Here is a 24,891-nt window from a genome sequence, read left to right as displayed (position 1 = left end):
TTCGAATTCAAAAACTAACTCAAGAGGGGTTTTTCTCGATCCGAAGCGCCTTGGCCTTGGCCTCAACCACCAGATACATCACCACCGTAATCAACAACGGCAACAGAAAATAAATCGCCCGATACGCCAGCAACCCCGCCACCAGACTGCCGCGCGAAGCCTCGTGTTGCAGCAGCGCCACAAACACCGCCTCCAGCACCCCAAGCCCCGCCGGAATATGCGTAATGACCCCGGCAATCGCGCTGATCAGCAACACCCCCAGCACCAACGGATAATCCAGTTTGCTCGGCAGCAACGTGAAGATCACCGCCGCCATCAGCGACCAGTTCAACGCTCCCAACAGCAGTTGCAGGACCGCCATGCGCAACGACGGTAGATTGATTTCCACCCCGCGAATCGACCACTCGCGGCGCTTGGAAAACTGGCACGCCGCGAGATAGCCGGCGCTGATCAGTAATAACAAAACACCAATGCCTTGCAATGCATCACTGCTGACTTTCCAGCCCGGCGGCATGCGCACCAGTCCGCTGCTGAACACCACGCCGGCAATGGTCATGTAGCCAAACCAATTGGTCGCCAGGCTCAACCCGAGGATCTTGGCGATGTTGCCTTTGCTCACGCCCAGTCGCGAATACAGGCGATAGCGCATGGCGATCCCGCCAACCCACGCGCTGAGATTGAGGTTGAACGCATAGCTGATGATCCCCACCGGCAGGATCTGCTTCCAGGTCAGGTCCTGACGAATGTAGGTGCGGCCGATCAGGTCAAAACTGGCGTAGACCAGAAAACTCAGCAGGGTCAGGCCGGCGGCGATGATCAGCGTGCGCAGCTTGAAGTCGGCAAGGGTTTGCAGCACTTCGGCCCATTCGATACGCGTGGCGAACAGCGTCAGCAAGACGATCAGTGCGAGGAAAAACAGCAGGCTCAACGGGCGTTTCCAGCGACTCCATTTCGAGTGCGTCGCTGGTGCCGAATGACCGCTCGAATGCGCTTCGGAATGGCTCATGGCGTGTTTCCTCGAAATGGCTTGAGCCGTGGTTTGTGCGCCGGCAGCCAACCGGCCATCGCCGGAAAATGCCGCAAGAAATGGAACACCAGAAAACCCACGGTCATGTGCCAGATCCGACCACGCGGGGACTTGCTCGGGTCCATGGCTTTGCAGTGGTTCTGGCTGAGGTCTTCAAGACGCTCGAACAGATGCTGATTGAACGCGCGGTCGCGGATCAGCACGTTTGCTTCCAGGTTCAGCGACAGACTCAGCGGATCAAGATTGCTCGAACCGACGGTGCTCCATTCTTCATCGACCAGCGCGACTTTGCCGTGCAGCGGGCGCTGGCAATATTCGTGGATCTGCACCCCGGCCTTGAGCAAGTAGTCGTAGGTCATGCGCGCCGCCAGTTTGGCCACCAGCATGTCCGGTTGCCCCTGCAGAATCAGGCGCACCTCGACTCCACGGCGTGCCGCATTGCGGATTTCCCGCAACAGGCGATAACCGGGGAAGAAGTAGGCGTTGGCGATCACGACCCGGCGTTTGGCGCGCCGCAGCACCTGCAGATACACGTCTTCGATGTCGGAGTTGTGCTGGTCGTTATCGCGGAATACCAGGCGTACTTGACCGTCGTGATCGTTGAACGCCATTTCCGCGCGGCGCTGGCGCCGGCGTTGCCACCAGAAGCGTGCGCGTCCGGGGCGACCGCTTTGCAGCAGGGCAAAGTGGTGGATGTCAGCGACCACCGGCCCCTGGACTTGCACCGAGTAATCCTGCTTGGCTTCGGGGCCAAAATCGGCCAGGTGATCGCCGGAAAAGTTGATCCCGCCAATAAACGCGACCAGGCCGTCGACCACCACGATCTTGCGGTGCAAGCGGCGGAACCAGTTGGTGCGGATGCCCAGGCGTTTCGGTGCCGGATCGAAGATTTGCAGGTGCACGCCGGCTTCGCTCAGCGCAGTCAGATAACCGGTAGTCAACTCACCGCAACCGAAGCCGTCGAGGCTCACGGTGGTGCGCACGCCTCGTCGCGCGGCGTCGATCAGAATCTCCTGCAACTCGGCACCGACCTTGTCTTCGAAAACGATAAACGTCTCAAGGAGGATTTCACTCTTCGCCGCGCGCATCGCGTCGAACACCCGCGGGAAATACTCCTCGCCGTTCTCCAGCAACTCAACGCGATTGTTGCCCTGCCAGCTGTACTCGACATCAACATGGCCGGGCTCGCGTATCGGCGGGTTGATGGCGATCGGTTCCACGGCGGATTTCTCCAGCGGCGCACTGCTCATAGTTCGATCTCTACCGATAAAGGAACGTGGTCGGAAAGGTGCGACCAGGGCCGGTTCGCCAGGACTTTCGGCTGGCTGGCCTTGAGGTTGCGCACGTAAATACGATCAAGCCGAAGTGCTGGCAGGCGCGCGGGAAAGCTGCGCGCCGGTTTGCCCTGGTGCTCGGCGAATACTTCGCGCAGGCCGCAGGGTTTGAGCTGCGCATCGGCGCGCTGGCGCCAGTCGTTGAAATCGCCAGCGACGATCACTGGTGCGTCGTCGGGCAACTCCGCCAAGCGTTGCATGAGCAAGTCCAGCTGGGCGTTGCGATGACTCTCGCGCAGGCCCAGATGCACGCAGATCGCATGCACTTCGGTGCCGTCACCGGGCAGGCGCAGGACGCAATGCAGCAGGCCACGGTTCTCATGGCCGCTGATCGATACGTCGAGGTTGTCGTGGCGAATGATCTGGAATTTCGACAGCAGCGCGTTGCCGTGATCCCCCTCCGGGTACACCGCGTTGCGCCCATAGGCGAACTGCGGCCAGAGGCTGTCGGCGAGGAATTCGTACTGCGGCATCGTCGGCCAATTGTTGTAGCGCTTGGGGTGCTGTTCGTGGGTGCCATGGACTTCCTGCAGAAACACCACGTCCGCGGCGACGCTGCGCACTGCTTCGCGCAACTCCGGCAGGATGAAACGCCGGTTGAGGGCGGTGAAACCCTTGTGGGTATTGACCGTCAGCACGGTGAACGTGCGTACCGATGGCGCGACTACCGAACCTTCGTCTGTAAAACCGACCGGTTCCGGAATGCTCATGCCAACACTCCTTCGCCAGCAGGTTCGCCGGGGGTGGTGGCGAGGTCTTTATCCAGTTCGAAACGATGCAACAACTCGCGAGCGTCATACGGTGCGCGGACTTTGATGTCGTTATCGAAATAGCAGAAAACTTCGCGGGATTTGCGTGCGCGTGGCTTCAAGCGTGGCGCGATCAGATGAGCATCTTTGGGTTGCTCGCCGTGGTGCCAGGCGTCGATGCGCTCGGCCCAGCGCTTGAGTGCCGGTGCGGTGTAGCCACTGGCATAAAGTTCTTCGGCGCCGTGCAGGCGCAGGTAGACAAAGTCGCTGGTGAGGTCTTCGCGGTACGGCCATTTATTGGCGGTGTCGGCGATCACCAGTGCGGTGTTGTGGCGTTTCAACAAACGCACAAAGTCGGGATCGAGGAAGCTATCGTTGCGGATTTCCACGGCATGGCGCAGTGGCTTTTTGCGCCAGGCTTTCATGCTGGCGTGGCCATGCAGGTGGGAGTCGTGTTGATGGGCGAGGGTGGCGGCGGCTTCGGTATCGTGGGGCAGTAGCGCGAGGAAATGTTCAAAGCGCTCAGGCTCGAATTTGAAGTTCGGCGGGAACTGCCAAAGGATCGGCCCGAGCTTTTCCTTGAGCTCCAGCACCCCCGAGGCGAAGAAATTGGCCAGAGGCTTTTCGATGTCGCGCAAGCGACGGATGTGGGTAATGAAACGCGGCGCCTTGACGCTGAAAACGAAGTCGTCCGGCGTTTCGGCGTACCACTGCGAATAGCGTTCGGGCCGTTGCAGGGCGTAGAACGATCCATTGATTTCGATGCTGTTGACCGCCCGCGAAGCGAACTGCAATTCGCGTTTCTGCGCCAGTCCTTTGGGGTAGAAGTCCCCGCGCCACGGTGCGTAGCGCCAGCCGGAAATACCGATGTGGATCGTTGCCATGCCGCCCTCCGTCGAAAGTCCTCGTGTTGCCGGTATCTTTTGATGACTGCGGGCGGTTCGGGAAAGTTTCGATGGCGTTACGGACGGTCACGTCCAAGTCGAAGATCAAAAGCGTTCCCCCTCACCCCAACCCTCTCCCCCAGAGGGGGCGAGGGGGAAGGGAGCAGATCTTCAGGGTTTTCAGGGGTTGAGTTCGACTCCGGACACTCAGGTCGATGTACTTCTCGCAGACAACTCGGTCAGTTCCCTCTCCCTATGGGCGGTCCGACGTTTCGGGAGGGCTAGGGTGAGGGCGCTCTTGAACTTGCCGTACAAATATCGATCAGTTCCTTACAGGTTCAGCCACGGGAGATCGGAGTTTTGATCAAGTTCAGGATCGCCATTGTGCTGGGAGCACTGCTGTTTCTCGGCGCCAGTGAAATCGACGCCGCTGCATTGCCGGGTGTGCCGGCCGCCGCCGAAGAAGCGGCCAAACCCGAGCCGATAGTGCAGGGCGGTCTGCTCGGTGCGATCAGTTCGAGCATCGATGATGTGCAGGACAAACTCGATCTCAACGAACACCTGGTCGACGCCTGGCGCCTGCGCGCCGATCGCGCCGCCGATGAAGTCGACAAACTGGTCAACCAACCCTCGAACCGCTCGGGCTGGAGCATTACCGGGGACTTCCTTACGCTGTCGGGAGTCTGGCTCGGCAGTTTCGCGTTGTTGACCGTGCTCGGCAGTTTGATGGCCAAGCGTCTGCGCGAGGGCCGCTGGTTGCGCACCCGCCAGCGCAGTCAGGATCTGATTGGTTACTTGCTGCCGTACACCGTGCCGGCGCTGATCTGCCTGCCGCTGACGCTGTACGTCAGCCATTTTCTGCAAGCTTCGGTCGGCCGCGCGTTGGCGCTGTGTCTGGCCTACGCCACCAGCAGCGGCATCTTTTCCACCTCGATGTTGCTGTGCGTGGTGGTGATGTTCAACGTTGGCCATAAACGTCCGGCGGCGCGGATCATTCGTGATTATTGCCCGCGGCCGCTGTTCCTGATCGGCTTCCTAGCCGCCCTCAGCGACGCGCTGACCAGCCCGCAGATCGCACGACAACTGGGCGGCAATATCACCAGCAGCGTCGCGGTATTCACCGGGCTGATCGCCTCGATCATTTTTGGCTTGCTGGTGATCCGCCTGCGCCGCCCGGTGGCGCATCTGATCCGCAATCGTTCGCTGAGCCAACGCCTGAAACAACCGTCGTTGCAGGAGTCGCTGCGGATTTTCTCGGGGCTGTGGTACTGGCCAATCGTGCTGATGGTGCTGGTCTCGGCAGTGAATCTGATCGGCATCGGCGAGGACAATCAGAAAGCTCTGCGTTGCGCGTTGTTCACCACGGTTTTGTTAATCGGCACGGTATTCCTCAGCACGATCCTGCAGCACTTGTTCAAGTCACGAAAAGCCGAAGCGATCCAGCGCAGCAGCGCCTACAAGGAACGTTTTCTCAGCCTCTTGCATGCCTTGCTGCGGATCGTCATCGCTATCGCCTTCATCGATATTCTCGGGCGGATCTGGGGCGTTTCGTTGCTCGATTTCGCTCAGAGCAGCACGGTTGGACGAGCCATCAGTAACGCGCTGAGCAGCATTGGCCTGATCTTCCTGGTCACGTGGTTGCTGTGGGTGGTACTCGACACGGCGATTCAGGAAGCACTGAAACCGCCGCTCAGCAAACGCGCGGCGCGCCAGCCGAGTACGCGAGTGAAAACCATCCTGCCGCTGCTGCGCAACGCGATCAAAATCATCCTCGTGGTGATCTGCGCAATCACCACTATGGCCAATCTGGGGATCAACGTTGCACCACTGCTGGCCGGTGCCGGAGTGGTCGGTCTGGCCATCGGTTTCGGTTCGCAGCAACTGGTGCAGGACGTGATCACCGGGCTGTTCATCATCATTGAAGACACCCTGTCGATTGGCGATTGGGTGGTGCTCGATTCGGGCCATGCCGGCACCGTCGAAGGGCTGACCATTCGCACCCTGCGTCTGCGTGACGGCAAGGGCTTTGTGCACTCGGTGCCGTTCGGCCAGATCAAGGCTGTGACCAACCAATCGCGGCAGTTTGCCTTTGCGTTTTTCTCGGTGCAGTTCACCTACGACACGGACGTGGATAAGGCCATCGAGTTGATCCGCGAGACGGGCGATTCGATCCGCGAAGACCCGTTCCTCAAGTACAACCTGCAAGGGCCGCTGGATGTGTTTGGCGTGGACAAAATGGATTTGAACGGCGTGGTGCTGACGGCGCAGTTCCGCACGGTATCCGGTGGGCAGTATGCGGTGAGCCGGGCGTTCAATCAGCGTTTGAAGAAGCTTGTGGATAACAGCCCGGTGGTGCATTTCGCGCAGACTTATCCACAGCAGGTTTTGTTGCCGAAGCGGCAGCAGGAAGGGGCGGTGGTGGTGAGCGAGGTGCCGCAGGAATCGCGGACTTAACGGGTAGTTTTTTGGTGGGAATGCCAGCGCTATCGCGAGCAGGCTCACTCCTACAGGGGAACGCATTCCAAATGTAGGAGTGAGCCTGCTCGCGATGGCGCCAGACCCGCCAACCTCAATGCCGGATCAGCTTGCCGCGCACCTGCTCCATGCCGATCTGATCCAGCTCCAGCCAAAACTGCTGCTTTCCGGCAATCTCCGCCGCCGCTGGAATCCCATCCCGATAGACCAACCGATTACTCACCAGCGCCGGCACTTTCGTCCCTGGCAACAACGTCCCGGCCAGGTTCAATGGATCGACCCCGCACACCGCGACCAGACTGCCGTCATGCGTTCGCCGACGCACTTCGCGCAACAATGGAATCGCCTCGGGCAAGGCAAACTGTTCCCCCGCCAAACCACTGACAAATCGTCCACCGCGAATCTCGCCCCGTGCTTCCAGCCGATGAAACGTGCGCAACAATTCGCGCCAGCTCGGCAACCAGTCCGCCTCACGCTCCAGCAAGCGCCAGAACACCACGCCATAACGGCGCAACAATGTCATCGCGACGTGTTCCAGGGTTTCGCTGTTATCCACAGCCGTTCCGCGCCGCAACAACGCCCAGCGCCCGGCATCATCCATTCCACCGACAAACGCCCCGCGCCCACGACGACTGCTGCGCTGCTGGCGTTTGCTCGGCGGGGTGATCAAGGCGCGCAGGCCGGCGAAGCTGTCGGCGTTCACCAGACCGGCGCCAACCAGCTCCTGCAAGGCGATTTCCAGTTCGGTGCGCAGCAGGCGCGCTTCATGAATCAACTCATCGAAAAACAGCGCGCCGTGTTGACTCAAGGCTTCAAAGACCTTCTGGGTTTTTGGCGACAGTTCGTTCACCGGCGTCTGTTCGGCCAGCGCACTCCACAAACCGACCTGACTACGTGGCAGCAGCACGATCGGCGTGCTGCGCAACGCCGTGCCGCTGACTTTCTGCCGGGCACTGAGGCGCGTCCACACCAGTTTGCCGTTGCGGCACAAATCATCCAGCCAGCTCGGTGAGTAGTCTTTGAGGCGGGCCGGAAGAATGTCGCTGTCCCACGCCGAAGCGGCCGCCGCGTAGCCTTCGAACTGGCCGACAATCGCGGGCAACACGGCGCTGCCCTGACCGCGAGTTGCGGGCGACAGATGCTGCCAGTCGAACAGAAACCGCATGAAATCCTGCAGCGCGACCGGTTCGATTTCCCGGCGCAGGCGCTTGACCGTGTAGCGATGAATGCGCGCGAGCAGATGCCGTTCGCACCATTCCTCAATGTTGACCTTGGGCGTGAACTGGCCGCGTAGCACGTAACCTTCGCGCTCCAGTTGGGCAAGGGCTTGATGGACTTCAGTGGCCTGCAACGCGAGCGGTTCGGCAATCGCGGATAACGGCAGCGGTCCGAAGGCACCGAGGCGTGCGCGGATCACTTCGACCAGCGCTTCATCGAACGTCCACGCCTCATCGAATCCCGGCAACGCCTTCAGTTCGGCTTGCAATTTGGCCTGTGGATAAAGCGCTTGCAGACACGTCAGGCGTTCGCGGGCCAGCCACAAGCCATGCTCGGCATCGATCTGTAGACGGCAGGCGCGACCACTGCTGGCCAGATTTTCCAGCCATGCACGCCAGCCTTCGTTCGTTTGCACCTCCTCATCGCTGATGCACGCCAGGCTCATCAGCGCCTCATGCATTTCATCCACAGCGTTTGGCGTCGGCCACGCCTCTTCATACACGGCGGCAATCGCGTCCGCATCCAGCGCACCGAGGTCATCGGTCGATTGTGGATCGCTCCAGCGCCGATTGATTACCGCTTGGGTACGACGTTCTTCGAGCGGTGCATCGTCGAGAAAGGTGTACGGCCGCGCGCTGAGAATTTCTGCCGCGAGCGGCGATGGCGCCGGCAAGTCGCGGCTGATCAAGCGCACGTCGCCACGCTCCATGCGCCGTAGCAGATTGAGCCAGCCCTCGCTGTCCATCGCCTCGTGCAGGCAATCGTCGAGGGTTTGCTCAATCAGGGGATGTTCGGGAATCTCGCGCTCGCCAGCAAGGTTTTCCAGGCAGGCGATCTGATCGGGAAACACGCTGGCGATCAGGTCTTCGCTTTTCATCCGCTGCAACTGCGGCGCAACTTTGCGCCCGCCGGTAAAGCGYGGCAGCGCCAACGCCACACCGGCATTCCAGCGCCAGCGCACGCCGAACAGCGGCGCGTCGAGTACGGCTTGAATCAGGATGTGCTCGGCGCTGTTGCTGTGCAGGTAACGCCAGATGTCATCGAGTTCGAAGCTGTGGCTGGTGGACAGCGACAGGACGATCGCGTCTTCGCTGGCGGCGGCCTGCAATTCGAAGTTGAAGGTGCGGCAGAATCGCTTGCGCAGGGCCAGGCCCCAGGCGCGGTTGATGCGGCTGCCGAACGGCGAGTGAATGATCAGTTGGGTGCCACCGGATTCGTCGAAAAAGCGCTCCATCAGCAGCGTGTCTTGCGAGGGCAGGGCGCCGAGGGTCTGCCGGGCGCGGGCGAGGTATTCGACCAATTGTTCGGCGCTGGCGCGGTTGAGGCCGAGGGTCTGTGTCAGCCAGTCGAGTGCCGGTTGCAGATTGCCGGGGCTGGCGCTGAGCAGTTCATCGAGTTGTGCTTGCAGACGTGCGACAGCCGATGACAATTCATCGCTGCGTCCCGGCGCTTCGCCGAGCCAGAACGGAATGGTCGGCGGCTGGCCGTGGGCATCCTCGACGCGGACCTTGCCGGTTTCCACGCGCAGGATGCGATAGGAGGTGTTGCCGAGCTGGAACACGTCGCCGGCAATACTTTCCACCGCGAAGTCTTCGTTGACGCTGCCGATGTTCAGGCCATGCGGCTCGAGCATGACGCTGTAGTCGGCGTTATCGGGAATGGTGCCGCCGCTGGTCACGGCGGTCAGTTGTGAACCGCGACGGCCACGCAAGGTGCGGCTGACGGCGTCGCGGTGCAGGTAGGCGCTGCGGATGCCCTGGCGACCGTTGTAGCCTTCAGCGAGCATGCTCAGCAGGGCTTGATAGTGTTTTTCGTCGAGGTCGCGGTAGGGCGAGGCGCGGCGGAACATCGCCAGCAAGGCGTCCTCCGGCCATTCCTGACAACTGACTTCGGCGATGATCTGCTGCGCCAAAACATCCAGCGGCGCGACCGGGATGTGCAGGGTGTCGAGTTCGCCTCGGCGCACGCAGTCGAGCAGGGCGGTGCATTCGATCAAGTCGTCGCGGGTGGTGGCGAACAAACGGCCCTTGGGTGTGCCGCCCACCTGGTGCCCGGAGCGGCCAACACGTTGCAGAAAACCGGCGATAGAGCGCGGTGAGGCAATCTGGCAGACCAGATCGACTTCGCCGATATCGATGCCCAGTTCCAGCGAGGCGGTGGCGATCAACACCTCTAGCTCGCCGCGTTTGAGCCGTTGTTCGGCGTCGAGGCGAAACTCCTTGGCCAGGCTGCCGTGGTGCGCGGCTACGGCGTGTTTGCCCAGGCGTTCGCTGAGGTGCCGGCTCAGGCGTTCGGCCAGGCGCCGGGTGTTGACGAAAATCAGCGTGGTGCGGTGCTCGCGCGCAAGTTCGGCGAGGCGGTCGTAGACCCGTTCCCAGACATCGTTGGCCATCACTGCCGACAACGGCACGGGCGGCACTTCGATGCCCAGATCCCGTGGCCGCGCATGGCCGATGTCGATGATTTCGCAGGGGCGCTCATGGCCGACGAGAAATTGCGCCACGGCTTCGACCGGTTTCTGCGTGGCCGAAAGGCCGATGCGGGTCAGCGGTTCGCCGCACAGCGCCTGCAGTCGCTCAAGACTGAGGGCCAGATGACTGCCGCGTTTGCCTGCGGCTATCGCGTGGATTTCATCGATGATCACCGTGCGCGTGGTGCCGAGCATTTTTCGTCCCGATTCCGAACCGAGCAGCACGTAGAGCGATTCCGGGGTGGTCACCAGAATGTGCGGCGCGGTCTTGCGCATGGCCGCGCGTTCTTTTTGCGGGGTGTCACCAGTGCGCACGGCGGTGGTGATTGCCAGCCTAGGTAGACTCATCTGCCGCAGGTGTTCGGTGATCCCCGCCAATGGGTTTTGCAGGTTGATGCGAATGTCGTTGGAAAGCGCCTTCAGTGGCGAGACGTAGACCACCAGGGTTTCGTCGGGCAGGCCGTCGGGATCTTCAAGGCCTCGGTGGACGAGGTCGTCGAGCACGGCCAGAAACGCAGTGAGGGTTTTGCCGGAGCCGGTGGGCGCAGCGATCAGCGTCGAACGGCGCTGGCGGATCAACGGCCATGCGCGGGCCTGGGCGGCGGTGACCGTCGCGAATGTGTTGCTGAACCAGGCGCTGACGGCGGGGTGAAAGCCTGCCAGGGCCGCGTCCGTGGGGATGGGCAGATTCATGGCTTAAGTTATGCGGGCGCGGGTGTGAAGATGCAAGTACCGCTGGGATCTTCAGCGTCTTGCCGGACCTCTTCGCGAGCAAGCTCGCTCCCACAGTGGATTTGTGTGCGCCGTAAATCCCTTGTGGGAGCGAGCTTGCTCGCGAAGGGGCCAGTGGCCACGACACAAATCCCGGCGATCTGCACTTTACGGATGACGGTTGCGCACTAAACCCGCAAAATGCAACGATTCCGGCAATTATCGACGACGGTTTCACAAGAGCCGTCGCTAAAGCCATCGTTCCAATCAGACTGGGCCTGCTGACTCTATGCGAATGCGCCTTATGTTACTGGGCGGCGGAAATGCCCTTGGGCAGGCGCTGATTCGCCTCGGTGCAGAGGAAGACATCGGTTTCCTCGCCCCCCGCCCGCCCGAAAACGGCTGGGATGCCGCGAGCCTGACCCAATTGCTCGACGACACCCGTCCCGATGCATTGATCAATCTCGCCTACTATTTCGACTGGTTCCAGGCCGAAACCGTCAGCGAAAGCCGCATGGCCGGGCAGGAACGTGCGATCGAACGTCTGGCCGAACTGTGCCAGCACCACAACATCGTCCTCGTCCAGCCCTCCAGTTATCGGGTGTTCGACGGTTCGCGTGCCACGGCGTACAGCGAAAAAGACGAACCGGTGCCACTGGGTTTGCGCGGTCAGGCGTTGTGGCGAATTGAACAAAGTGTGCGCGCCACTTGTCCGCAACACGTTTTGCTACGATTTGGCTGGTTGCTCGATGACAGCCCGGACGGCACTCTGGGGCGCTTCCTCGCCCGCGCCGAACAACCGGAAGAGTTGCTGCTGGCCGATGACCGCCGTGGCAATCCGACCCCGGTCGACGATGCCGCACGAGTGATCATTTCGGTGCTCAAACAACTCGATTGCGCCGCGCCGCTGTGGGGCACTTACCACTACGCCGGCCACGAAGCGACCACACCGCTGGCGCTGGGCCAGGCGATTCTGACCGAAGCGCGCAGCCTGCACGCCCTAGCGATCGAAGCACCAACCGCCCAGGCTCACGCCGCGCGACCGGACGCTGCCGAAGAGCCGCAACATGCGGTGCTGGCCTGCAAGAAAATTCTGCACACTTTCGGGATCAAACCGCGCGCCTGGCGCGCCGCACTCCCGGGCTTACTGGATAGGTTCTACCGTCATGGCTGAAGGGACTGTTTTAATCACCGGCGGAGCCGGATTCATTGGCTCGCACCTGACCGACGCCTTGCTTGCCAAGGGGCATTCGGTGCGCATTCTCGACGATCTGTCGACCGGCAAGCGCAGCAACCTGCCGCTGGATAACTCCAAGGTTGAGCTGATTGTCGGCGATGTCGCCGATGCGACGCTGGTGGCCAGAGCCATGCAAGGCTGCAGCGCAGTCGCTCACCTGGCGGCCGTGGCGTCGGTGCAGGCCTCGGTGGACGATCCGGTGAAAACTCACCAGAGCAACTTCATTGGCACGCTGAATGTCTGCGAAGCCATGCGTCTGGCCGGGGTCAAGCGCGTGTTGTATGCCTCCAGTGCGGCGGTGTACGGCAACAATGGCGAGGGCGAGTCGATTGATGAAGAAACGCCCAAAGCCCCATTGACGCCTTACGCTTCGGACAAGCTGGCGGGCGAACATTATTTCGATTTCTATCGCCGCCAGCATGGCCTGGAGCCGGTGATTTTCCGCTTCTTCAATATCTTCGGCCCACGTCAGGATCCGTCCTCGCCGTACTCCGGGGTGATCAGCATCTTCAGCGAACGCGCACAGAAAGGCTTGCCGATTACCGTGTTCGGTGACGGTGAGCAAACGCGCGATTTCCTCTATGTCGAAGACCTGGTCGATTTGCTGGTACAGGGCATCGAAAAACCTGAGGTGGAAGTCGGTCCGGTGAACGTTGGATGGAATCAGGCGATGAGCCTCAAGCAGATGCTTGAAGCCCTGCAAGCGGTGGTCGGTCAACTGCCACCCGTCAGCTACGGCCCGGCGCGCTCCGGTGATATCCGTCATTCCCGGGCGAATAACGCTCGTCTGCTGGAACGCTTCAAGCTGCCGCAGCAGACGCCGATGAGCGTGGGTTTGGCGCGGTTGTTGGGGCGTGCCTGAAAAGAGCCCCTCATCGGAACGCCGCCCGCCTAACCCTCTCCCAGAGGGAGAGGGGACTGACCGAGGTGTTCTTTCGAGTTACGCCGACGTGAAATACCGAGTCGAACTGAGATTTTGAAGAACACACAAATCGGCTCCCTTTCCCCCTCTCCCTGAGGGAGAGGGCTGGGGTGAGGGGGATAGATCTCAAACTCACCACGCATTCCAGGCAGACATGAAAAAGGCGCCCTTTGACAGGCGCCTTTTTCACGGCCGGAATATGTCGCTACTCCTGTGGCAAGGGGATGTTATCCCCCGATCAACTGCGTACGGTCGCCGTCAGTTCTATGCCTGCTCACCACCAAGCCTCATTCACCACCACGTGAACGTTCGGTCAATCGACTTAGAACTTATAGCCCAAACCGACCATGTAGATGAACGGATCCACATCCACATTCACCCGTGCGCGAGTGCCCGGCGCAACGGCGTTGTTTTCGACGGTGGCGCGGGTGTCGATGTCGATGTAACGCACTTGGGCGTTGAGCATGATGTTGTCAGTCAGCATGTAGTCGGCACCGACCTGCCAGGCCAGACCCCAGGAGTTTTTCGCCTTGAAGTTGCTGAAACCGTTGGCGCTGGCTTCGCTGCCGACGTGCTCGTCATAGATCCAGGTGTAGTTGATACCGCCGCCGACATACGGCTGGAACGGCGACTTCGAATCCAGCGGGTAGTACACAACGCTGAGAGTCGGCGGCAAGTGTTTCAGGGTGCCGAGCTTGCCGTTGGCCGCTGGCAGGGCAGTGCCCTTGAGTTTGACGTCATGCTCGAACGGCGTGGCCGCGAGCAACTCGAGGCCGACGTGATCGGTAAGCATGTAAGCGAAGTTCAGACCCAATTGAGTGTCGCTGCTCATGGTCGCTTTGCCGCCCAGATTGGTGCCGCTCAACGGACCCTGATCGACCTTGACGCTGGAGCTGTCGGCTTTCGGGTTGACGGTGATCGCACCGGCGCGGATGAGGATGTCACCGGCTTCGTGGGCGTGGGCGAGCGGGGCTGCGAGCGCGAGGGCAAACAGCGAAGCGCTGAGCAAGGACTTGTTCATGGGGGCTCCGAAAGGACGTTAGAAATGTCTGATGTCCTATGGTACGAAGCCAACTGATACGGTCTTTTGACTCAGCTCAATGAAACAGTGAAGGGGCGGGTTTCTGTGGAACCTTTGAAGGCCCCTTCGCGAGCAATCTCGCTCCCACATTGATCGAGTCGACCACAAAATTTATGGTCACCACCGAAACCTGTGGGAGCGAGCTTGCTCGCGAAGGGGTCATTGCAACAGCACAAAACTACCGGGGTTTACTCCGGCAGTTCATACACATAAATCTTGTCCGCATCCATCTGATACCCGGCATCCGCCAGTTCGCTGCTCGACGCCTTGACCTGCAACGGTCCCTCGACCCAGTACGGCTGATACAGCTCATCAAGCTTCACGCCCAACTCGCTTTTCACATGCACAATCTGGTTCGACGGCGGTGGCGGCACGTGGATGCAGGCGCCGAAATACGGCACCAGCAAAAAGTCCGTGGTGCGTCCTTCTTCATTGACTTCCAGCGGCACGATATAACCCGGCAAACGAATGTTCTGACCGTCGAGGGACTTCACCACCGGCGCGTTCGGCAGGTCCTGCTTGGCCGCTGGCGCGGACTCGGCGGACAGCGCATCACTCATCTTCGACATGTCGTGCAGCGGGGTCATGTTCGGCACTTCCGGCGCGGCGTCCGGTGGAATCATTTCCGACCACGTCAGGTCTTTCGGCGCCGCTGCCCACACGGGCAGGGCGATCAGCAACAGCAGCGCGAGTGCAGCGCGGGGCATGGTGAACATCCTCATAAACGGATCGACAGGCCATCGGCCAAGGATTGGCGATAAGCGCGCCAGGCCGGCACGCTGCCCATCAGCAGCGCGGCCGCCAGAATGCCACCGAGCAGCGTCCATTCATACTCGCTCGGCCACGCCAGCGGCAGATACAAACCGTAATTGGCCTGTACATAACCCTGCGCGGCGGCGATGCCGATGTACAACAACGCCACCCCGGCAATCACCCCGGTCAGCGCCAGTGCAAACGCCTCGAGCACCAGCAGACTCGCGATATGCCAAGGGCGCGCACCGACCGAACGAAGGATCGCCATCTCGCGACGCCGTTCGTTAAGGCTGGTGAGAATCGCCGTGAGCATGCCGATCAACCCGGTCAACACCACAAACAACGAGACCACGAACAGCGCTTTTTCAGCGGTGCTCATCAGGCTCCACAACTCCTGCAAGGCTACACCCGGCAGAATCGCCAGCATCGGCTCGCCACGGAATTCGTTGATCTCGCGTTGCAGGGCGAAGGTGGAAATCTTGCTGTTGAGGCCGAGCATGAATGCGGTGATCGCTTGCGGCGTCAGGTCCATGTTGCGCGCCTGATCCGCTGTGATCCGCCCATTGCCACGCGCCGGAACACCGTTGTGCCAGTCGATGTGAATCGCCTCCATGCCGCCGAGGCTGATGTGCAATGTGCGATCGACCGGGGTGCCGGTGCGCTTGAGAATGCCGACCACGGTGAACGGTTTGTCGTCGTGCTTGACCAGACTGATCGCGGCCACGCCGTGGGCCAGCACCAGTTTGTCACCGAGCTTGTAATGCAGCGCATCGGCCACTTCCGCACCGAGCACCACTTCAAAAGGATCGGTGGCAAACGCACGACCGTCCGCCAGTTGCAGATGCTGCTGGCGACCGTACTGGTAATGCTCGAAGTAGGCTTCGGTAGTGCCCATCACCCGGTAGCCACGATGGGAGTCGCCGAGGGACATCGGGATCGCCCACTTCACTTTCGGATTGCTGGCGAAGTGTTCGAAGCTGTCCCAGCGGATGTTGTTGGTGGCGTTGCCGATGCGGAACACCGAGTACAGCAACAGGTTCACCGAGCCGGAACGGGCACCAACGATGAGGTCGGTGCCACTGATAGTACTGGCGAAACTGGCTTTGGCCTCGGTACGCACCCGCTCAACGGCGAGCAACAGACACACCGAGAGGGCGATGGCAAAAGCCGTGAGCAAAGCGGTGAAGCGGCGGTTGGCCAGGCTGGCCATGGCCAGACGAAACAGATACATCTCAGACCTCGGCAGACGTGGCGGCGCGATTGAGTTCGGCCAGGGACAGGTGACGGTCGAACAGCGGCGCCAGGCTCTGGTCGTGGCTGACGAACAGCAGACTCGATCCGGCCTCGCGGCATTCGGCGAACAGCAGGCGGATGAAGTTTTCCCGGGCGTCGTAATCCAGTGCCGAGGTCGGTTCGTCGGCGATCACCAGCTCAGGCTGACCGATCAAGGCGCGGGCTGCTGCAACCCGCTGCTGTTGGCCGATCGACAGCGAATCGGCGCGGCGGCTGAGGATGCTTTCATCCTTTAAGCCGAGGTGGGCGAGCAGGGTGGCGGCGGCTTGATCGACGCTGCCGTGGCGCTGTTTCGCCCGTTGCGCGCGCAGCTTGGAAAAGTGACACGGCAGTTCAACGTTCTCGCGTACCGAAAGAAACGGCAGCAGGTTGAACTGCTGGAAAATGTAGCCGGTGTGATCGACGCGGAAGGTGTCGCGAGCGCCGGCGGAGAGTTCGGTCAGCTCCTGGCCGAGCAAGCGAATGCTGCCGCGACCGGGTTTCTGCACGCCGCCGAGCAGACCGAGCAGGGTGGTCTTGCCGCTGCCGCTGGGGCCTTTGAGGAACAGGGTTTCACCGGCTTCCAGACGAAACGCCGGAATGTCCAGCAGCGGCGGATGACCGGGCCAGTTGAAGCCCAGGTCGGACAGTTCGATGAGTGCTTGGGTCATTTGAAACCGGATATGGAGTTGAGTGGCCCCTTTGTAGGAGTGAGCCTGCTCGCGATAGCGGTGTACCAGTCAGCACTGAATCAACTGACAGTCTGCTATCGCGAGCAGGCTCACTCCTACAAGGAATCTTCACAGATTTCAGAATTTCAGGGCAGCAGCCTTGGCCGTCACTTCGGTACCTTGCTGGCCGCTGGCGCTGATCAGTTGTACCTGAATTTTCTGCGTCGCCGGGAAGGTATTGAAGACATTAGTCAGGTCCAGCGTCTTCAACGCACCCGGTGTGGCGCAGTTGAATTGGTAATGCGCGTGGATTTCGCTGTGGTCGTGGTGATGCTCGTGACCGTCCTTGTCCGCTTCATCGTCGTCATGGTCATCGGCATCCGGCTTGTCGCCGAACAACGGGCTTTCCAGTTCCTGACTGACCACTTTGCAACCGGCAGCAGTGGGCAGGCTGAACAGGGTCAGCGGCTTTTCCAGTTGCGCACGGGCTGCAGCGACTTTGGCCTTGTCGGCGTCCGTGGTCGCAACGTGTTCGAAACCAACGAGGTTCATCGCCGGGCTTTCCAGCTCCAGCTCAAGGGTCTGGCCATCGAGCGCGGCATTCAGACGGCCAACACCATGTTCATGCGCACCGAGGCTGCCGTGTTCATGGTCGTGATCGTGCTCATCGGCAGCATGGGCGATGGCCAGCGGCAACAGGGCAAACGGCAAAGCGAGCAGCAGACGACGCATGACGGTCTCCGGGAAGTAAAGTGAAGAGTTTGTTATGTAATCTTATAACGAAAGTGCGCAGAGTTTGCCCGTGCGCTTGGCGTTGCACAAGTCCCGTGGGAGCATGCACGTCAGAAAAGTGCAGGAGCGAACTCAATGTTGCGGATACGCGGAACCGTCGGCGACGTGCCGGTGGATTTGACGGTGGAGCTGGATGACGGCGATTGGGCGAAGCTCGGTTCGGCACTGAATGGGCAGGCGCCGGTTGCTCAATCTGAGGCGGTCGCGTCTGCCCCGGCGGCGAAACCGCTGAATCAGGACGATGCCTTGTGGCAGTTGGCCAAGGATCTGTTGCGCAAGGCCGGGCAGCTCAGCGGTCCGGATCTGCTTGATCAACTGGAAGGGCTGACCGGCAGCGCGGTGGCGGGCAAACGCTTGTTGGTGCGCCTGCGCCACAGTGCGGACGTGAAAGTGGTGAGCGGCGGGGATACGCCGCTCTACAGCTGGATCGAGTGAACCGCAAAAGATCGCAGCCAGCGGCATCTCCTACAAGGGTGTACACGATCCCAATGTAGGAGCTGCCGCAGGCTGCGATCTTTTGATCTTAATAAAGCGCAGCAAACATCTTGCGGCGGTACATCGTCACCAACGGATGATCATTGCCCAGCAGCTCGAACACTTGCAGTAAGGTCTTGTGCGGCAGACCTTCGGCATAGTTGCGGTTGCGGACGAACAGCTTGAGCAAAGCATCCAGCGCCGCTTCGTACTGCTGACGCGCCAGTTGCTGGATCGCCAGTTGATACACCGCTTCATCGTCCTGCGGATCTTTCGCCAGTCGCGCTTTCAGGTCGGCAGCATCCGGCAAGTCACGCGCCAGACCGAGGAACTTGATCTGCGCCTTGGCCCCGGCCAGTGCAGCCTTGTGCTCGTCGCTCTTGACCGCGTCGAGCACAGTTTGCGCTTCATCCAGTTCGCCGCGCTCGGTCAGGCAACGCGCGTAGAGGATCAGTGCCTTGGCGTTTGTGTTGTCCTCAGTAAGCATCACCACCAGCGCTGCCTCGGCGTCGGCGTAACGGCCGTCATCAAACAACGCCTGAGCCTGCTCGAACGGATCGGCTGCAGCCGGTGGTGGCATCTGCACGTGCGGCTCAAGCAGGGCGCGCACGGCGGATTCCGGTTGTGCACCGGCAAAACCGTCGACCGGTTGGCCGTCCTTGAACAGCACCACGGTCGGCAGGCTGCGAATACCGAAGCGGGCGACGATGTCCTGCTCGATGTCGCAGTTGACCTTGGCCAGCAGCAACTCGCCCTGATAGCTCTCGGCAATGCCTTGCAGCATCGGCATCAACGCTTTGCACGGCGCACACCATTCGGCCCAGAAATCCACCAGCACCGGTTTGTTGAAGGAAGCCTCGATCACCGACTGGTCGAAATCGGCCGTCGTGGCGTCGAAGATGTACGGCGTTTGCTCACTCATGGGGGATCTCGTAGAAGCGTGAATGGGGCAACTATACGGCTTGGCGGGGGGTGGCCGGAAGGCAGAGATGTGTTGTCTGGCAGGACGCCTTCGCGAGCAGGCTCGCTCCCACAGGGAAACGCATTCCAAATGTGGGAGCGAGCCTGCTCGCGAAGCTTTTAGCTAGCGCCGCGCATGGTAGAGGCTGACATGTCTGAATTCTTCCGGCTCCGCCAGATCGGGCAAGGTCATCGCCTCAAGCATTTCAATGCGCTCATACAATGGATGCCTAAAATCCCGAACCCGCGAATCCGCCACCAGCGCTTCACGGCCACGACTTAAAAACGCATCGAGCAACGGCAAGTTCGCCCGGTCGTACAACACGTCCGCCACCAGAATCAGATCAAACCGATCCGCTTCGGCAAAGAAATCCGTCGAATAACTCATCTGCACATCATTCAGCTCGGCATTCGCCCGACACGCGGAAATCGCCAGCGGATCCAGATCGCACGCCACCACCTCCAGCGCCCCGGCCTTCACCGCCGCGATCCCGGCAATCCCGGAACCAGCGCCGAAATCCAGCACACGCTTGCCGCGCACCCACTCGGGAAATTCCGCCAGATAACGCGCCACCGCCAGACCGCTGGCCCAGCAGAAACCCCAATACGGTGGCTCATGCAGGATTCGCTGAATTTCTTCCTGGCTGAATTCGCGACCCATGTTGTCGCCATCGATCAGCCATAGCTGTAAATCAGTGTCCGGCAACGCACAGACCTTGAGTCTGGCGTCGCCGAGCAATTCACCTAACGCCTGTTGCAGGTCGAGCGGTGCATTCATGGTGCTTTGACAAATTGCAGTTGGCCCAGCGCCTGGGTGGTCGGCTGGCTGATGGTTTGCGACGGCAGATGCAGGATCAACTGACCGGACTGGCTGGCGCGCCCGCGCAGCTCAACCCGCGCGCCGGCCGGGAACGCGTCCGGGTTGAAGCGCAGGCGGAACGGCAGGATCTGGTTGTTGCCGATCAGGCTGGAACTGGCGAGCAATTGTTGCGGGCGATCCTTTTCGTCGATCACCAGCAGCGCCAGTTCGACTTCGGCACCGGCCGGCACGCCTTGCAGGGTGCCGCTCAATTCCCGTTGATAAGCCGGCAGCGGGCCAAGTTCGGCAGCCTCTTTGGCTTTTTTCTGCGCTTGCTGCGGGGCAGGTCCCGGTGTTGGCGGCTGGGGCTTGGGTGCATCGCTGCCACAGGCCACCAGCAGGCTGAAAAGACTGAGCAAAACGAGCGGACGTAACGGCATTGGATGCTCCAGCAAAATGAAATCCATGGATCAAACGATCATGCCGTTCTGTATACCGCAAAGCCTATGGCTTGTCTTGCCACCGGGATGCGCTACCATGGCCCTCCCTTTTTTTGTTGCCAGCCACCATGCACTGTCCCTTCTGCGGTGCCAACGACACCAAGGTCATCGACTCGCGTCTGGTCGCCGAGGGCGAACAGGTGCGCCGCCGGCGTGAATGCCTGGCCTGCGGCGAGCGTTTCACGACGTTCGAGACGGCCGAACTGGTGTTGCCGCGCCTGATCAAAACCGACGGCAGCCGCCAACCGTTCGACGAAGAAAAACTCCGCGCCGGCATGCAGCGCGCCCTGGAGAAACGTCCGGTGAGCGTCGAGCGCCTCGAATCCTCCCTGGTTCACATCAAGCACAAGCTGCGCGCCACCGGCGAGCGCGAGGTCAAATCCCTCGTGGTCGGCGAACTGGTGATGGCTGAGTTGCAAAAGCTTGATGAAGTCGCCTACATCCGCTTCGCCTCGGTGTACAAACGCTTCCAGGACCTTAACGAGTTCCGTGAAGAAATCGACCGCCTCGCCCGCGAACCGGTGAAAGAATGACCAGCGCCGGCGAGCAGGCCATCCTCGACGCTCACTTCATGGCTCGCGCGCTGGAACTGGCGCGCAAAGGTCATTACACCACCCATCCCAATCCTCGGGTCGGCTGCGTGGTGGTGCGTGATGGGCAGATCGTCGGCGAAGGCTGGCATGAGCGCGCCGGCGAACCGCACGCCGAAGTCCACGCCCTGCGCGCCGCCGGTGAATTGGCCCGGGGCGCGACCGCTTATGTGACGCTGGAACCCTGCAGCCACCATGGCCGCACGCCGCCGTGTGCCGAAGCGCTGGTGAATGCCGGGGTTGCCCGGGTGGTGGCAGCGATGCGCGATCCGAACCCGCAAGTCGCCGGACGTGGTCTGCAGCGCCTGGCCGATGCCGGCATTGCTACCGAAAGCGGCGTGCTCGAAGCCGAGGCGCGCCAGCTCAATCAAGGTTTTCTGAAACGCATGGAGCACGGCTTGCCGTACGTGCGGGTCAAGTTGGCTATGAGCCTCGACGGGCGCACGGCCATGGAAAGCGGCGAGAGCCAGTGGATCACCGGCCCGGCCGCACGTTCGGCCGTTCAGCGTTTGCGCGCTCAGGCCACCGTGGTGCTGACCGGCGCCGACACCGTGCTGGCCGATGGCGCGCGTTTGACCGTGCGTGCCGACGAGTTGGGTCTGGATGCCGAGCAAACCGCGCTGGCCATGAGCCGACCACCGCTGCGCGTGCTGATCGACGGGCGCCTGCGGGTGCCGCTGGATGCGCCGTTCTTCAAGGCTGGCCCGGCATTGGTTGCCACCTGTGTCGCGATCGAAGAGCAATACGCGCATGGCCCCGAGTGCCTGATCGTGCCGGGTGATGACGGTCAGGTCGATCTGCATCAATTGCTGATCGAACTGGCCAAGCGAGGCACCAACGAAGTGCTGGTCGAGGCTGGCCCACGCTTGGCCGGTGCCTTTGCTCAGCTCGGTCTGGTCGACGAATTCGTGATCTTCATCGCCGGCAAGTTCCTCGGTTCTTCGGCGCGTCCGCTGCTGGACTGGCCGCTGGCTTATATGAAGGATGCGCCGGAGCTGAAAATCACTGAAATTCGCGCGGTGGGCGATGACTGGCGAGTCACTGCCATCCCTGTCCTTTCGGCGAGCGTATAATTCCCGGCCATCGCGTTAGCGCTGGCCCAGTTCTCAAGGAGAACCCCATGTTTACCGGCATCATCGAATCCATCGGCAGTATCCGCGCATTGACCCCAAAGGGCGGTGATGTGCGGGTCCACGTCGCCACCGGCAAGCTCGACCTGAGCGACGTCAAACTCGGCGACAGCATCGCGGTCAACGGCGTCTGCCTGACCGCTGTTGAGCTGCCGGGCGACGGCTTTGCCGCCGACGTCAGCCGTGAAACCCTCGACTGCACCGCCATGAACGACCTGAAAAGCGGCAGCCCGGTCAATCTGGAAAAAGCCCTGACCCCGACCACCCGTCTCGGCGGGCACCTGGTCAGCGGCCACGTCGACGGTGTCGGCGAAATCGTCTCGCGCAGCGACAATGCCCGCGCCGTGGAATTTCGCATTCGCGCGCCGAAGAAACTGGCCAAGTACATCGCCCATAAAGGCTCGATCACTGTCGACGGCACCAGCCTGACCGTGAACGCCGTCGATGGCGCCGAGTTCATGCTGACGATCATTCCGCACACCCTGAGTGAAACCATCATGGCGTCGTACAAGCCAGGTCGCCGGGTGAATCTGGAAGTTGACTTGCTGGCGCGGTATCTGGAGCGTCTGCTCCTCGGCGACAAGGCCGCAGAGCCGAGCGCTGGTGGCATCACCGAAAGCTTTCTGGCCGCCAACGGCTACCTCAAATCCTGACTGAAGGGGGTGCCTTGTGGCGCTCAATAGCATCGAAGAACTGGTTGAAGACATCCGCCAAGGCAAGATGGTCATCCTCATGGATGACGAAGACCGTGAGAACGAAGGCGACCTGATCATGGCCGCCGAATGCTGCCAGGCCGAGCACATCAACTTCATGGCCAAACATGCCCGTGGTCTGATCTGCATGCCGATGAGCCGCGAGCGCTGCGAACTGTTGAAGCTGCCGCTGATGGCGCCGCGCAACGGTTCCGGTTTCGGCACCAAGTTCACCGTGTCGATCGAAGCCGCCGAAGGCGTAACCACTGGCATTTCCGCCGCCGACCGTGCGCGCACCGTGCAAGCGGCTGCCGCCAAAGACGCCAAGGCTGAAGACATCGTCAGCCCGGGCCATATTTTCCCGCTGATGGCCCAGGCCGGCGGCACCCTCGCTCGTGCCGGCCACACCGAAGCGGCTTGCGACCTCGCGCGCATGGCCGGTTTCGAGCCAAGTGGCGTGATCTGCGAAGTGATGAATGACGACGGCACCATGTCCCGTCGCGCTGAACTGGAAGCGTTCGCTGCTGAGCACAACATCAAGATCGGCACCATCGCCGACCTGATTCACTACCGGATGATCCACGAACGTACCGTTCAGCGGATTGCCGAGCAGCCACTGGACAGCGAACTGGGCCAATTCAACCTGGTGACCTATCGTGATTCGGTGGAAGGCGATGTGCACATGGCCCTTACGCTGGGCACTGTTTGCGCCGAAGAGCCGACCCTGGTTCGGGTGCACAACATGGATCCGCTGCGCGACCTGCTGATGGTCAAACAACCGGGCCGCTGGAGCCTGCGCGCCGCCATGGCTGCGGTGGCCGAGGCGGGCAGCGGTGTCGTGTTGTTGCTTGGTCACCCGCTCGATGGCGATGTGCTGCTGGCACATATCCGTGAAACGGGCGAGCAGGCAGCGCCGAAAAAACCGACCACTTACAGCATCGTCGGTGCCGGTTCGCAGATTCTGCGTGACCTCGGTGTGCGCAAAATGCGTTTGATGTCTGCGCCAATGAAATTTAATGCGATATCCGGTTTCGATCTGGAAGTTGTAGAATACGTGCCCTCCGAATAATGACCGGTTGTTTCCGGTCTCCGATTCGCGGCAAATAAATCACTGAGGGACGCGTAGCAGACGCGTCCCGGCTCTTTAAGAGAACTGACGAATGACCCTGAAGACCATCGAAGGTACCTTCATCGCCCCTAAAGGCCGCTACGCTTTGGTAGTGGGCCGCTTCAACAGCTTCGTTGTTGAAAGCCTGGTCAGCGGTGCAGTTGATGCCCTGGTTCGCCACGGCGTGAGCGAAAGCGACATCACCATCATCCGCGCACCTGGCGCCTTCGAAATCCCGCTGGTTGCGCAGAAAGTCGCCCAGAAAGGTGAATTCGCAGCCATCATCGCCCTCGGCGCGGTCATTCGTGGCGGTACTCCGCACTTCGAATACGTGGCAGGCGAGTGCACCAAGGGGCTGGCCCAGGTGTCCATGGAGTTCGGCGTTCCGGTTGCCTTCGGCGTCCTGACCGTTGATTCCATCGAGCAAGCCATCGAACGTTCCGGCACCAAGGCCGGTAACAAAGGTGCCGAAGCTGCCCTGTCCGCTCTGGAAATGGTCAGCCTGCTGGCGCAGTTGGAGGCCAAGTGATTAGCGACGAAAGCGATCGTTTCAACCCGCGCGATCCGAAACCTGCGGATGCCGGCAAGCCCTCGAAAAGCGTCAAGCGTCGCGAAGCCCGTCAGCTCGCGACTCAAGCGCTGTACCAGTGGCACATTGCCAAGCAATCGCTGAACGAGATCGAAGCGCAGTTTCGCGTTGATAACGATTTCACCGATGTCGACGGTGCCTACTTCCGCGAAATCCTCCACGGGGTTCCGCAGTTCAAGACCGAGATCGACACCGCTCTGACGCCTTGCCTGGATCTGACGATCGAAGAGCTGGACCCGGTTGAACTGGCCGTGCTGCGCCTGTCGACCTGGGAACTGCTCAAGCGCGTCGACGTGCCGTACCGCGTGGTGATCAACGAAGGTATCGAGCTGGCGAAAGTCTTCGGTTCGACCGACGGCCACAAGTTCGTCAACGGCGTGCTCGACAAGCTGGCCCCGCGCCTGCGTGAAGCTGAAGTGAAGGCGTTCAAGCGCTGATCGGCGCTTGAACACT

The 24,891-nt window shown here is 61.1% G+C and carries 23 protein-coding genes; 10 read left to right on the top strand and 13 right to left on the bottom strand.

What is annotated here, in order from left to right; translation table 11 throughout:
* Positions 1-19: 19 nt before the first annotated feature.
* The 4 genes from AC1DVF_RS08615 to AC1DVF_RS08600 are packed head-to-tail and all read right to left on the bottom strand — an operon-like array spanning position 20 to position 3,994.
* Positions 20-1,006, bottom strand: a complete 987-nt coding sequence (locus tag AC1DVF_RS08615) for a lysylphosphatidylglycerol synthase domain-containing protein (protein WP_093434437.1) — start codon at positions 1,004-1,006, stop codon at positions 20-22.
* A complete protein-coding gene (gene clsB / locus AC1DVF_RS08610) occupies positions 1,003-2,277 on the bottom strand; it encodes a cardiolipin synthase ClsB (RefSeq protein ID WP_477782317.1) in 1,275 nt (424 codons plus the stop codon). Before clsB ends, AC1DVF_RS08615 begins: the two co-directional genes overlap by 4 nt.
* A complete protein-coding gene (locus AC1DVF_RS08605; RefSeq protein WP_095048826.1) occupies positions 2,274-3,071 on the bottom strand; it encodes an endonuclease/exonuclease/phosphatase family protein in 798 nt (265 codons plus the stop codon). Before AC1DVF_RS08605 ends, clsB begins: the two co-directional genes overlap by 4 nt.
* A complete protein-coding gene (locus AC1DVF_RS08600) occupies positions 3,068-3,994 on the bottom strand; it encodes a DUF72 domain-containing protein (RefSeq protein WP_477782316.1) in 927 nt (308 codons plus the stop codon). The genes AC1DVF_RS08605 and AC1DVF_RS08600 overlap by 4 nt, the downstream gene beginning before the upstream one ends.
* A 360-nt stretch (positions 3,995-4,354) precedes the next feature.
* Here AC1DVF_RS08600 and AC1DVF_RS08595 point away from each other — a divergent pair, with 360 nt between their 5' ends.
* On the top strand, positions 4,355-6,448 hold the full coding sequence (locus AC1DVF_RS08595) for a mechanosensitive ion channel family protein (protein ID WP_477782315.1): 2,094 nt from the start codon (positions 4,355-4,357) through the stop codon (positions 6,446-6,448).
* 115 nt (positions 6,449-6,563) lie between these two features.
* Here AC1DVF_RS08595 and AC1DVF_RS08590 read toward each other — a convergent pair whose 3' ends face one another.
* A complete protein-coding gene (locus tag AC1DVF_RS08590; protein ID WP_477782314.1) occupies positions 6,564-10,850 on the bottom strand; it encodes a DEAD/DEAH box helicase in 4,287 nt (1,428 codons plus the stop codon).
* Between the two features lie 307 nt (positions 10,851-11,157).
* Here AC1DVF_RS08590 and AC1DVF_RS08585 point away from each other — a divergent pair, with 307 nt between their 5' ends.
* Together AC1DVF_RS08585 and AC1DVF_RS08580 are read left to right on the top strand one after the other, a co-directional pair.
* Entirely contained in the window at positions 11,158-12,042 is an 885-nt protein-coding gene (locus AC1DVF_RS08585) for a sugar nucleotide-binding protein (protein WP_049802170.1), read from the top strand.
* The gene (locus AC1DVF_RS08580; protein ID WP_093434456.1) at positions 12,035-12,967 is read left to right on the top strand and encodes an NAD-dependent epimerase/dehydratase family protein; all 933 of its coding nucleotides are present in this window, start codon (positions 12,035-12,037) and stop codon (positions 12,965-12,967) included. Before AC1DVF_RS08585 ends, AC1DVF_RS08580 begins: the two co-directional genes overlap by 8 nt.
* Positions 12,968-13,349: 382 nt before the next feature.
* Here AC1DVF_RS08580 and AC1DVF_RS08575 read toward each other — a convergent pair whose 3' ends face one another.
* From AC1DVF_RS08575 to AC1DVF_RS08555, 5 genes are all read right to left on the bottom strand, one after another.
* Positions 13,350-14,048 (bottom strand): OmpW/AlkL family protein, encoded by a 699-nt coding sequence (locus AC1DVF_RS08575; RefSeq protein WP_007910962.1) that lies wholly within the window; start codon positions 14,046-14,048, stop codon positions 13,350-13,352.
* 248 nt (positions 14,049-14,296) lie between these two features.
* On the bottom strand, positions 14,297-14,815 hold the full coding sequence (locus AC1DVF_RS08570; protein ID WP_093434953.1) for a DUF3299 domain-containing protein: 519 nt from the start codon (positions 14,813-14,815) through the stop codon (positions 14,297-14,299).
* A gap of 11 nt (positions 14,816-14,826) precedes the next feature.
* Entirely contained in the window at positions 14,827-16,092 is a 1,266-nt protein-coding gene (locus AC1DVF_RS08565) for an ABC transporter permease (protein WP_093434459.1), read from the bottom strand.
* A 1-nt stretch (position 16,093) separates the two neighbouring features.
* Positions 16,094-16,804 carry an ABC transporter ATP-binding protein gene (locus AC1DVF_RS08560; protein WP_016984101.1) on the bottom strand — a complete coding sequence of 237 codons (711 nt, stop codon included), beginning with the start codon at positions 16,802-16,804 and terminating at the stop codon, positions 16,094-16,096.
* A 138-nt stretch (positions 16,805-16,942) separates the two neighbouring features.
* Positions 16,943-17,536 carry a DUF2796 domain-containing protein gene (locus tag AC1DVF_RS08555; protein ID WP_093434462.1) on the bottom strand — a complete coding sequence of 198 codons (594 nt, stop codon included), beginning with the start codon at positions 17,534-17,536 and terminating at the stop codon, positions 16,943-16,945.
* 135 nt (positions 17,537-17,671) lie between these two features.
* Here AC1DVF_RS08555 and AC1DVF_RS08550 point away from each other — a divergent pair, with 135 nt between their 5' ends.
* Positions 17,672-18,031 (top strand): hypothetical protein, encoded by a 360-nt coding sequence (locus AC1DVF_RS08550; protein WP_099757297.1) that lies wholly within the window; start codon positions 17,672-17,674, stop codon positions 18,029-18,031.
* Between the two features lie 88 nt (positions 18,032-18,119).
* Here AC1DVF_RS08550 and trxA read toward each other — a convergent pair whose 3' ends face one another.
* From trxA to AC1DVF_RS08535, 3 genes are all read right to left on the bottom strand, one after another.
* Complete coding sequence (gene trxA, locus AC1DVF_RS08545; protein ID WP_093434468.1) at positions 18,120-18,992, bottom strand: thioredoxin; 873 nt, start codon at positions 18,990-18,992, stop codon at positions 18,120-18,122.
* Positions 18,993-19,154: 162 nt separating this feature from the next.
* Positions 19,155-19,808, bottom strand: coding sequence for a class I SAM-dependent methyltransferase (locus tag AC1DVF_RS08540; protein WP_320336258.1), 654 nt, complete (start codon positions 19,806-19,808; stop codon positions 19,155-19,157).
* Entirely contained in the window at positions 19,805-20,269 is a 465-nt protein-coding gene (locus AC1DVF_RS08535) for a YbaY family lipoprotein (RefSeq protein ID WP_053124259.1), read from the bottom strand. Before AC1DVF_RS08535 ends, AC1DVF_RS08540 begins: the two co-directional genes overlap by 4 nt.
* 128 nt (positions 20,270-20,397) lie before the next feature.
* On the opposite strand from AC1DVF_RS08535, the gene nrdR reads away from it, so the two are divergent.
* The 6 genes from nrdR to nusB all read left to right on the top strand — a co-directional run bounded on the left by nrdR (position 20,398) and on the right by nusB (position 24,875).
* The gene (gene nrdR / locus AC1DVF_RS08530) at positions 20,398-20,862 is read left to right on the top strand and encodes a transcriptional regulator NrdR (RefSeq protein WP_007910946.1); all 465 of its coding nucleotides are present in this window, start codon (positions 20,398-20,400) and stop codon (positions 20,860-20,862) included.
* Positions 20,859-21,992 carry a bifunctional diaminohydroxyphosphoribosylaminopyrimidine deaminase/5-amino-6-(5-phosphoribosylamino)uracil reductase RibD gene (gene ribD, locus AC1DVF_RS08525; RefSeq protein ID WP_460089064.1) on the top strand — a complete coding sequence of 378 codons (1,134 nt, stop codon included), beginning with the start codon at positions 20,859-20,861 and terminating at the stop codon, positions 21,990-21,992. The genes nrdR and ribD overlap by 4 nt, the downstream gene beginning before the upstream one ends.
* Positions 21,993-22,039: 47 nt before the next feature.
* On the top strand, positions 22,040-22,702 hold the full coding sequence (locus AC1DVF_RS08520) for a riboflavin synthase (protein ID WP_477782313.1): 663 nt from the start codon (positions 22,040-22,042) through the stop codon (positions 22,700-22,702).
* 16 nt (positions 22,703-22,718) lie between these two features.
* A complete protein-coding gene (gene ribBA / locus AC1DVF_RS08515) occupies positions 22,719-23,810 on the top strand; it encodes a bifunctional 3,4-dihydroxy-2-butanone-4-phosphate synthase/GTP cyclohydrolase II (protein WP_039761895.1) in 1,092 nt (363 codons plus the stop codon).
* A 91-nt stretch (positions 23,811-23,901) separates the two neighbouring features.
* Complete coding sequence (ribH, locus tag AC1DVF_RS08510; RefSeq protein WP_003228649.1) at positions 23,902-24,378, top strand: 6,7-dimethyl-8-ribityllumazine synthase; 477 nt, start codon at positions 23,902-23,904, stop codon at positions 24,376-24,378.
* On the top strand, positions 24,375-24,875 hold the full coding sequence (gene nusB / locus AC1DVF_RS08505) for a transcription antitermination factor NusB (RefSeq protein ID WP_477782312.1): 501 nt from the start codon (positions 24,375-24,377) through the stop codon (positions 24,873-24,875). Before ribH ends, nusB begins: the two co-directional genes overlap by 4 nt.
* Positions 24,876-24,891: the final 16 nt, after the last annotated feature.

This window comes from Pseudomonas sp. P4_D7, assembly GCF_056401755.1.
Note: the sequence above shows the minus strand (reverse complement) of the source record. Positions and strands in the feature narration are given on the sequence as shown.

Coding starts and splice junctions, on each gene's coding strand:
- AC1DVF_RS08615 (WP_093434437.1), bottom strand. CDS start 1,006: ATGAGCCATTCCGAAGCGCATTCGAGCGGTCATTCGGCACCAGCGACG.
- clsB (WP_477782317.1), bottom strand. CDS start 2,277: ATGAGCAGTGCGCCGCTGGAGAAATCCGCCGTGGAACCGATCGCCATC.
- AC1DVF_RS08605 (WP_095048826.1), bottom strand. CDS start 3,071: ATGAGCATTCCGGAACCGGTCGGTTTTACAGACGAAGGTTCGGTAGTC.
- AC1DVF_RS08600 (WP_477782316.1), bottom strand. CDS start 3,994: ATGGCAACGATCCACATCGGTATTTCCGGCTGGCGCTACGCACCGTGG.
- AC1DVF_RS08585 (WP_049802170.1), top strand. CDS start 11,158: ATGCGAATGCGCCTTATGTTACTGGGCGGCGGAAATGCCCTTGGGCAG.
- AC1DVF_RS08580 (WP_093434456.1), top strand. CDS start 12,035: ATGGCTGAAGGGACTGTTTTAATCACCGGCGGAGCCGGATTCATTGGC.
- AC1DVF_RS08575 (WP_007910962.1), bottom strand. CDS start 14,048: ATGAACAAGTCCTTGCTCAGCGCTTCGCTGTTTGCCCTCGCGCTCGCA.
- AC1DVF_RS08570 (WP_093434953.1), bottom strand. CDS start 14,815: ATGCCCCGCGCTGCACTCGCGCTGCTGTTGCTGATCGCCCTGCCCGTG.
- AC1DVF_RS08565 (WP_093434459.1), bottom strand. CDS start 16,092: ATGTATCTGTTTCGTCTGGCCATGGCCAGCCTGGCCAACCGCCGCTTC.
- AC1DVF_RS08560 (WP_016984101.1), bottom strand. CDS start 16,804: ATGACCCAAGCACTCATCGAACTGTCCGACCTGGGCTTCAACTGGCCC.
- AC1DVF_RS08555 (WP_093434462.1), bottom strand. CDS start 17,536: ATGCGTCGTCTGCTGCTCGCTTTGCCGTTTGCCCTGTTGCCGCTGGCC.
- AC1DVF_RS08550 (WP_099757297.1), top strand. CDS start 17,672: ATGTTGCGGATACGCGGAACCGTCGGCGACGTGCCGGTGGATTTGACG.
- trxA (WP_093434468.1), bottom strand. CDS start 18,992: ATGAGTGAGCAAACGCCGTACATCTTCGACGCCACGACGGCCGATTTC.
- AC1DVF_RS08540 (WP_320336258.1), bottom strand. CDS start 19,808: ATGAATGCACCGCTCGACCTGCAACAGGCGTTAGGTGAATTGCTCGGC.
- AC1DVF_RS08535 (WP_053124259.1), bottom strand. CDS start 20,269: ATGCCGTTACGTCCGCTCGTTTTGCTCAGTCTTTTCAGCCTGCTGGTG.
- nrdR (WP_007910946.1), top strand. CDS start 20,398: ATGCACTGTCCCTTCTGCGGTGCCAACGACACCAAGGTCATCGACTCG.
- ribD (WP_460089064.1), top strand. CDS start 20,859: ATGACCAGCGCCGGCGAGCAGGCCATCCTCGACGCTCACTTCATGGCT.
- AC1DVF_RS08520 (WP_477782313.1), top strand. CDS start 22,040: ATGTTTACCGGCATCATCGAATCCATCGGCAGTATCCGCGCATTGACC.
- ribH (WP_003228649.1), top strand. CDS start 23,902: ATGACCCTGAAGACCATCGAAGGTACCTTCATCGCCCCTAAAGGCCGC.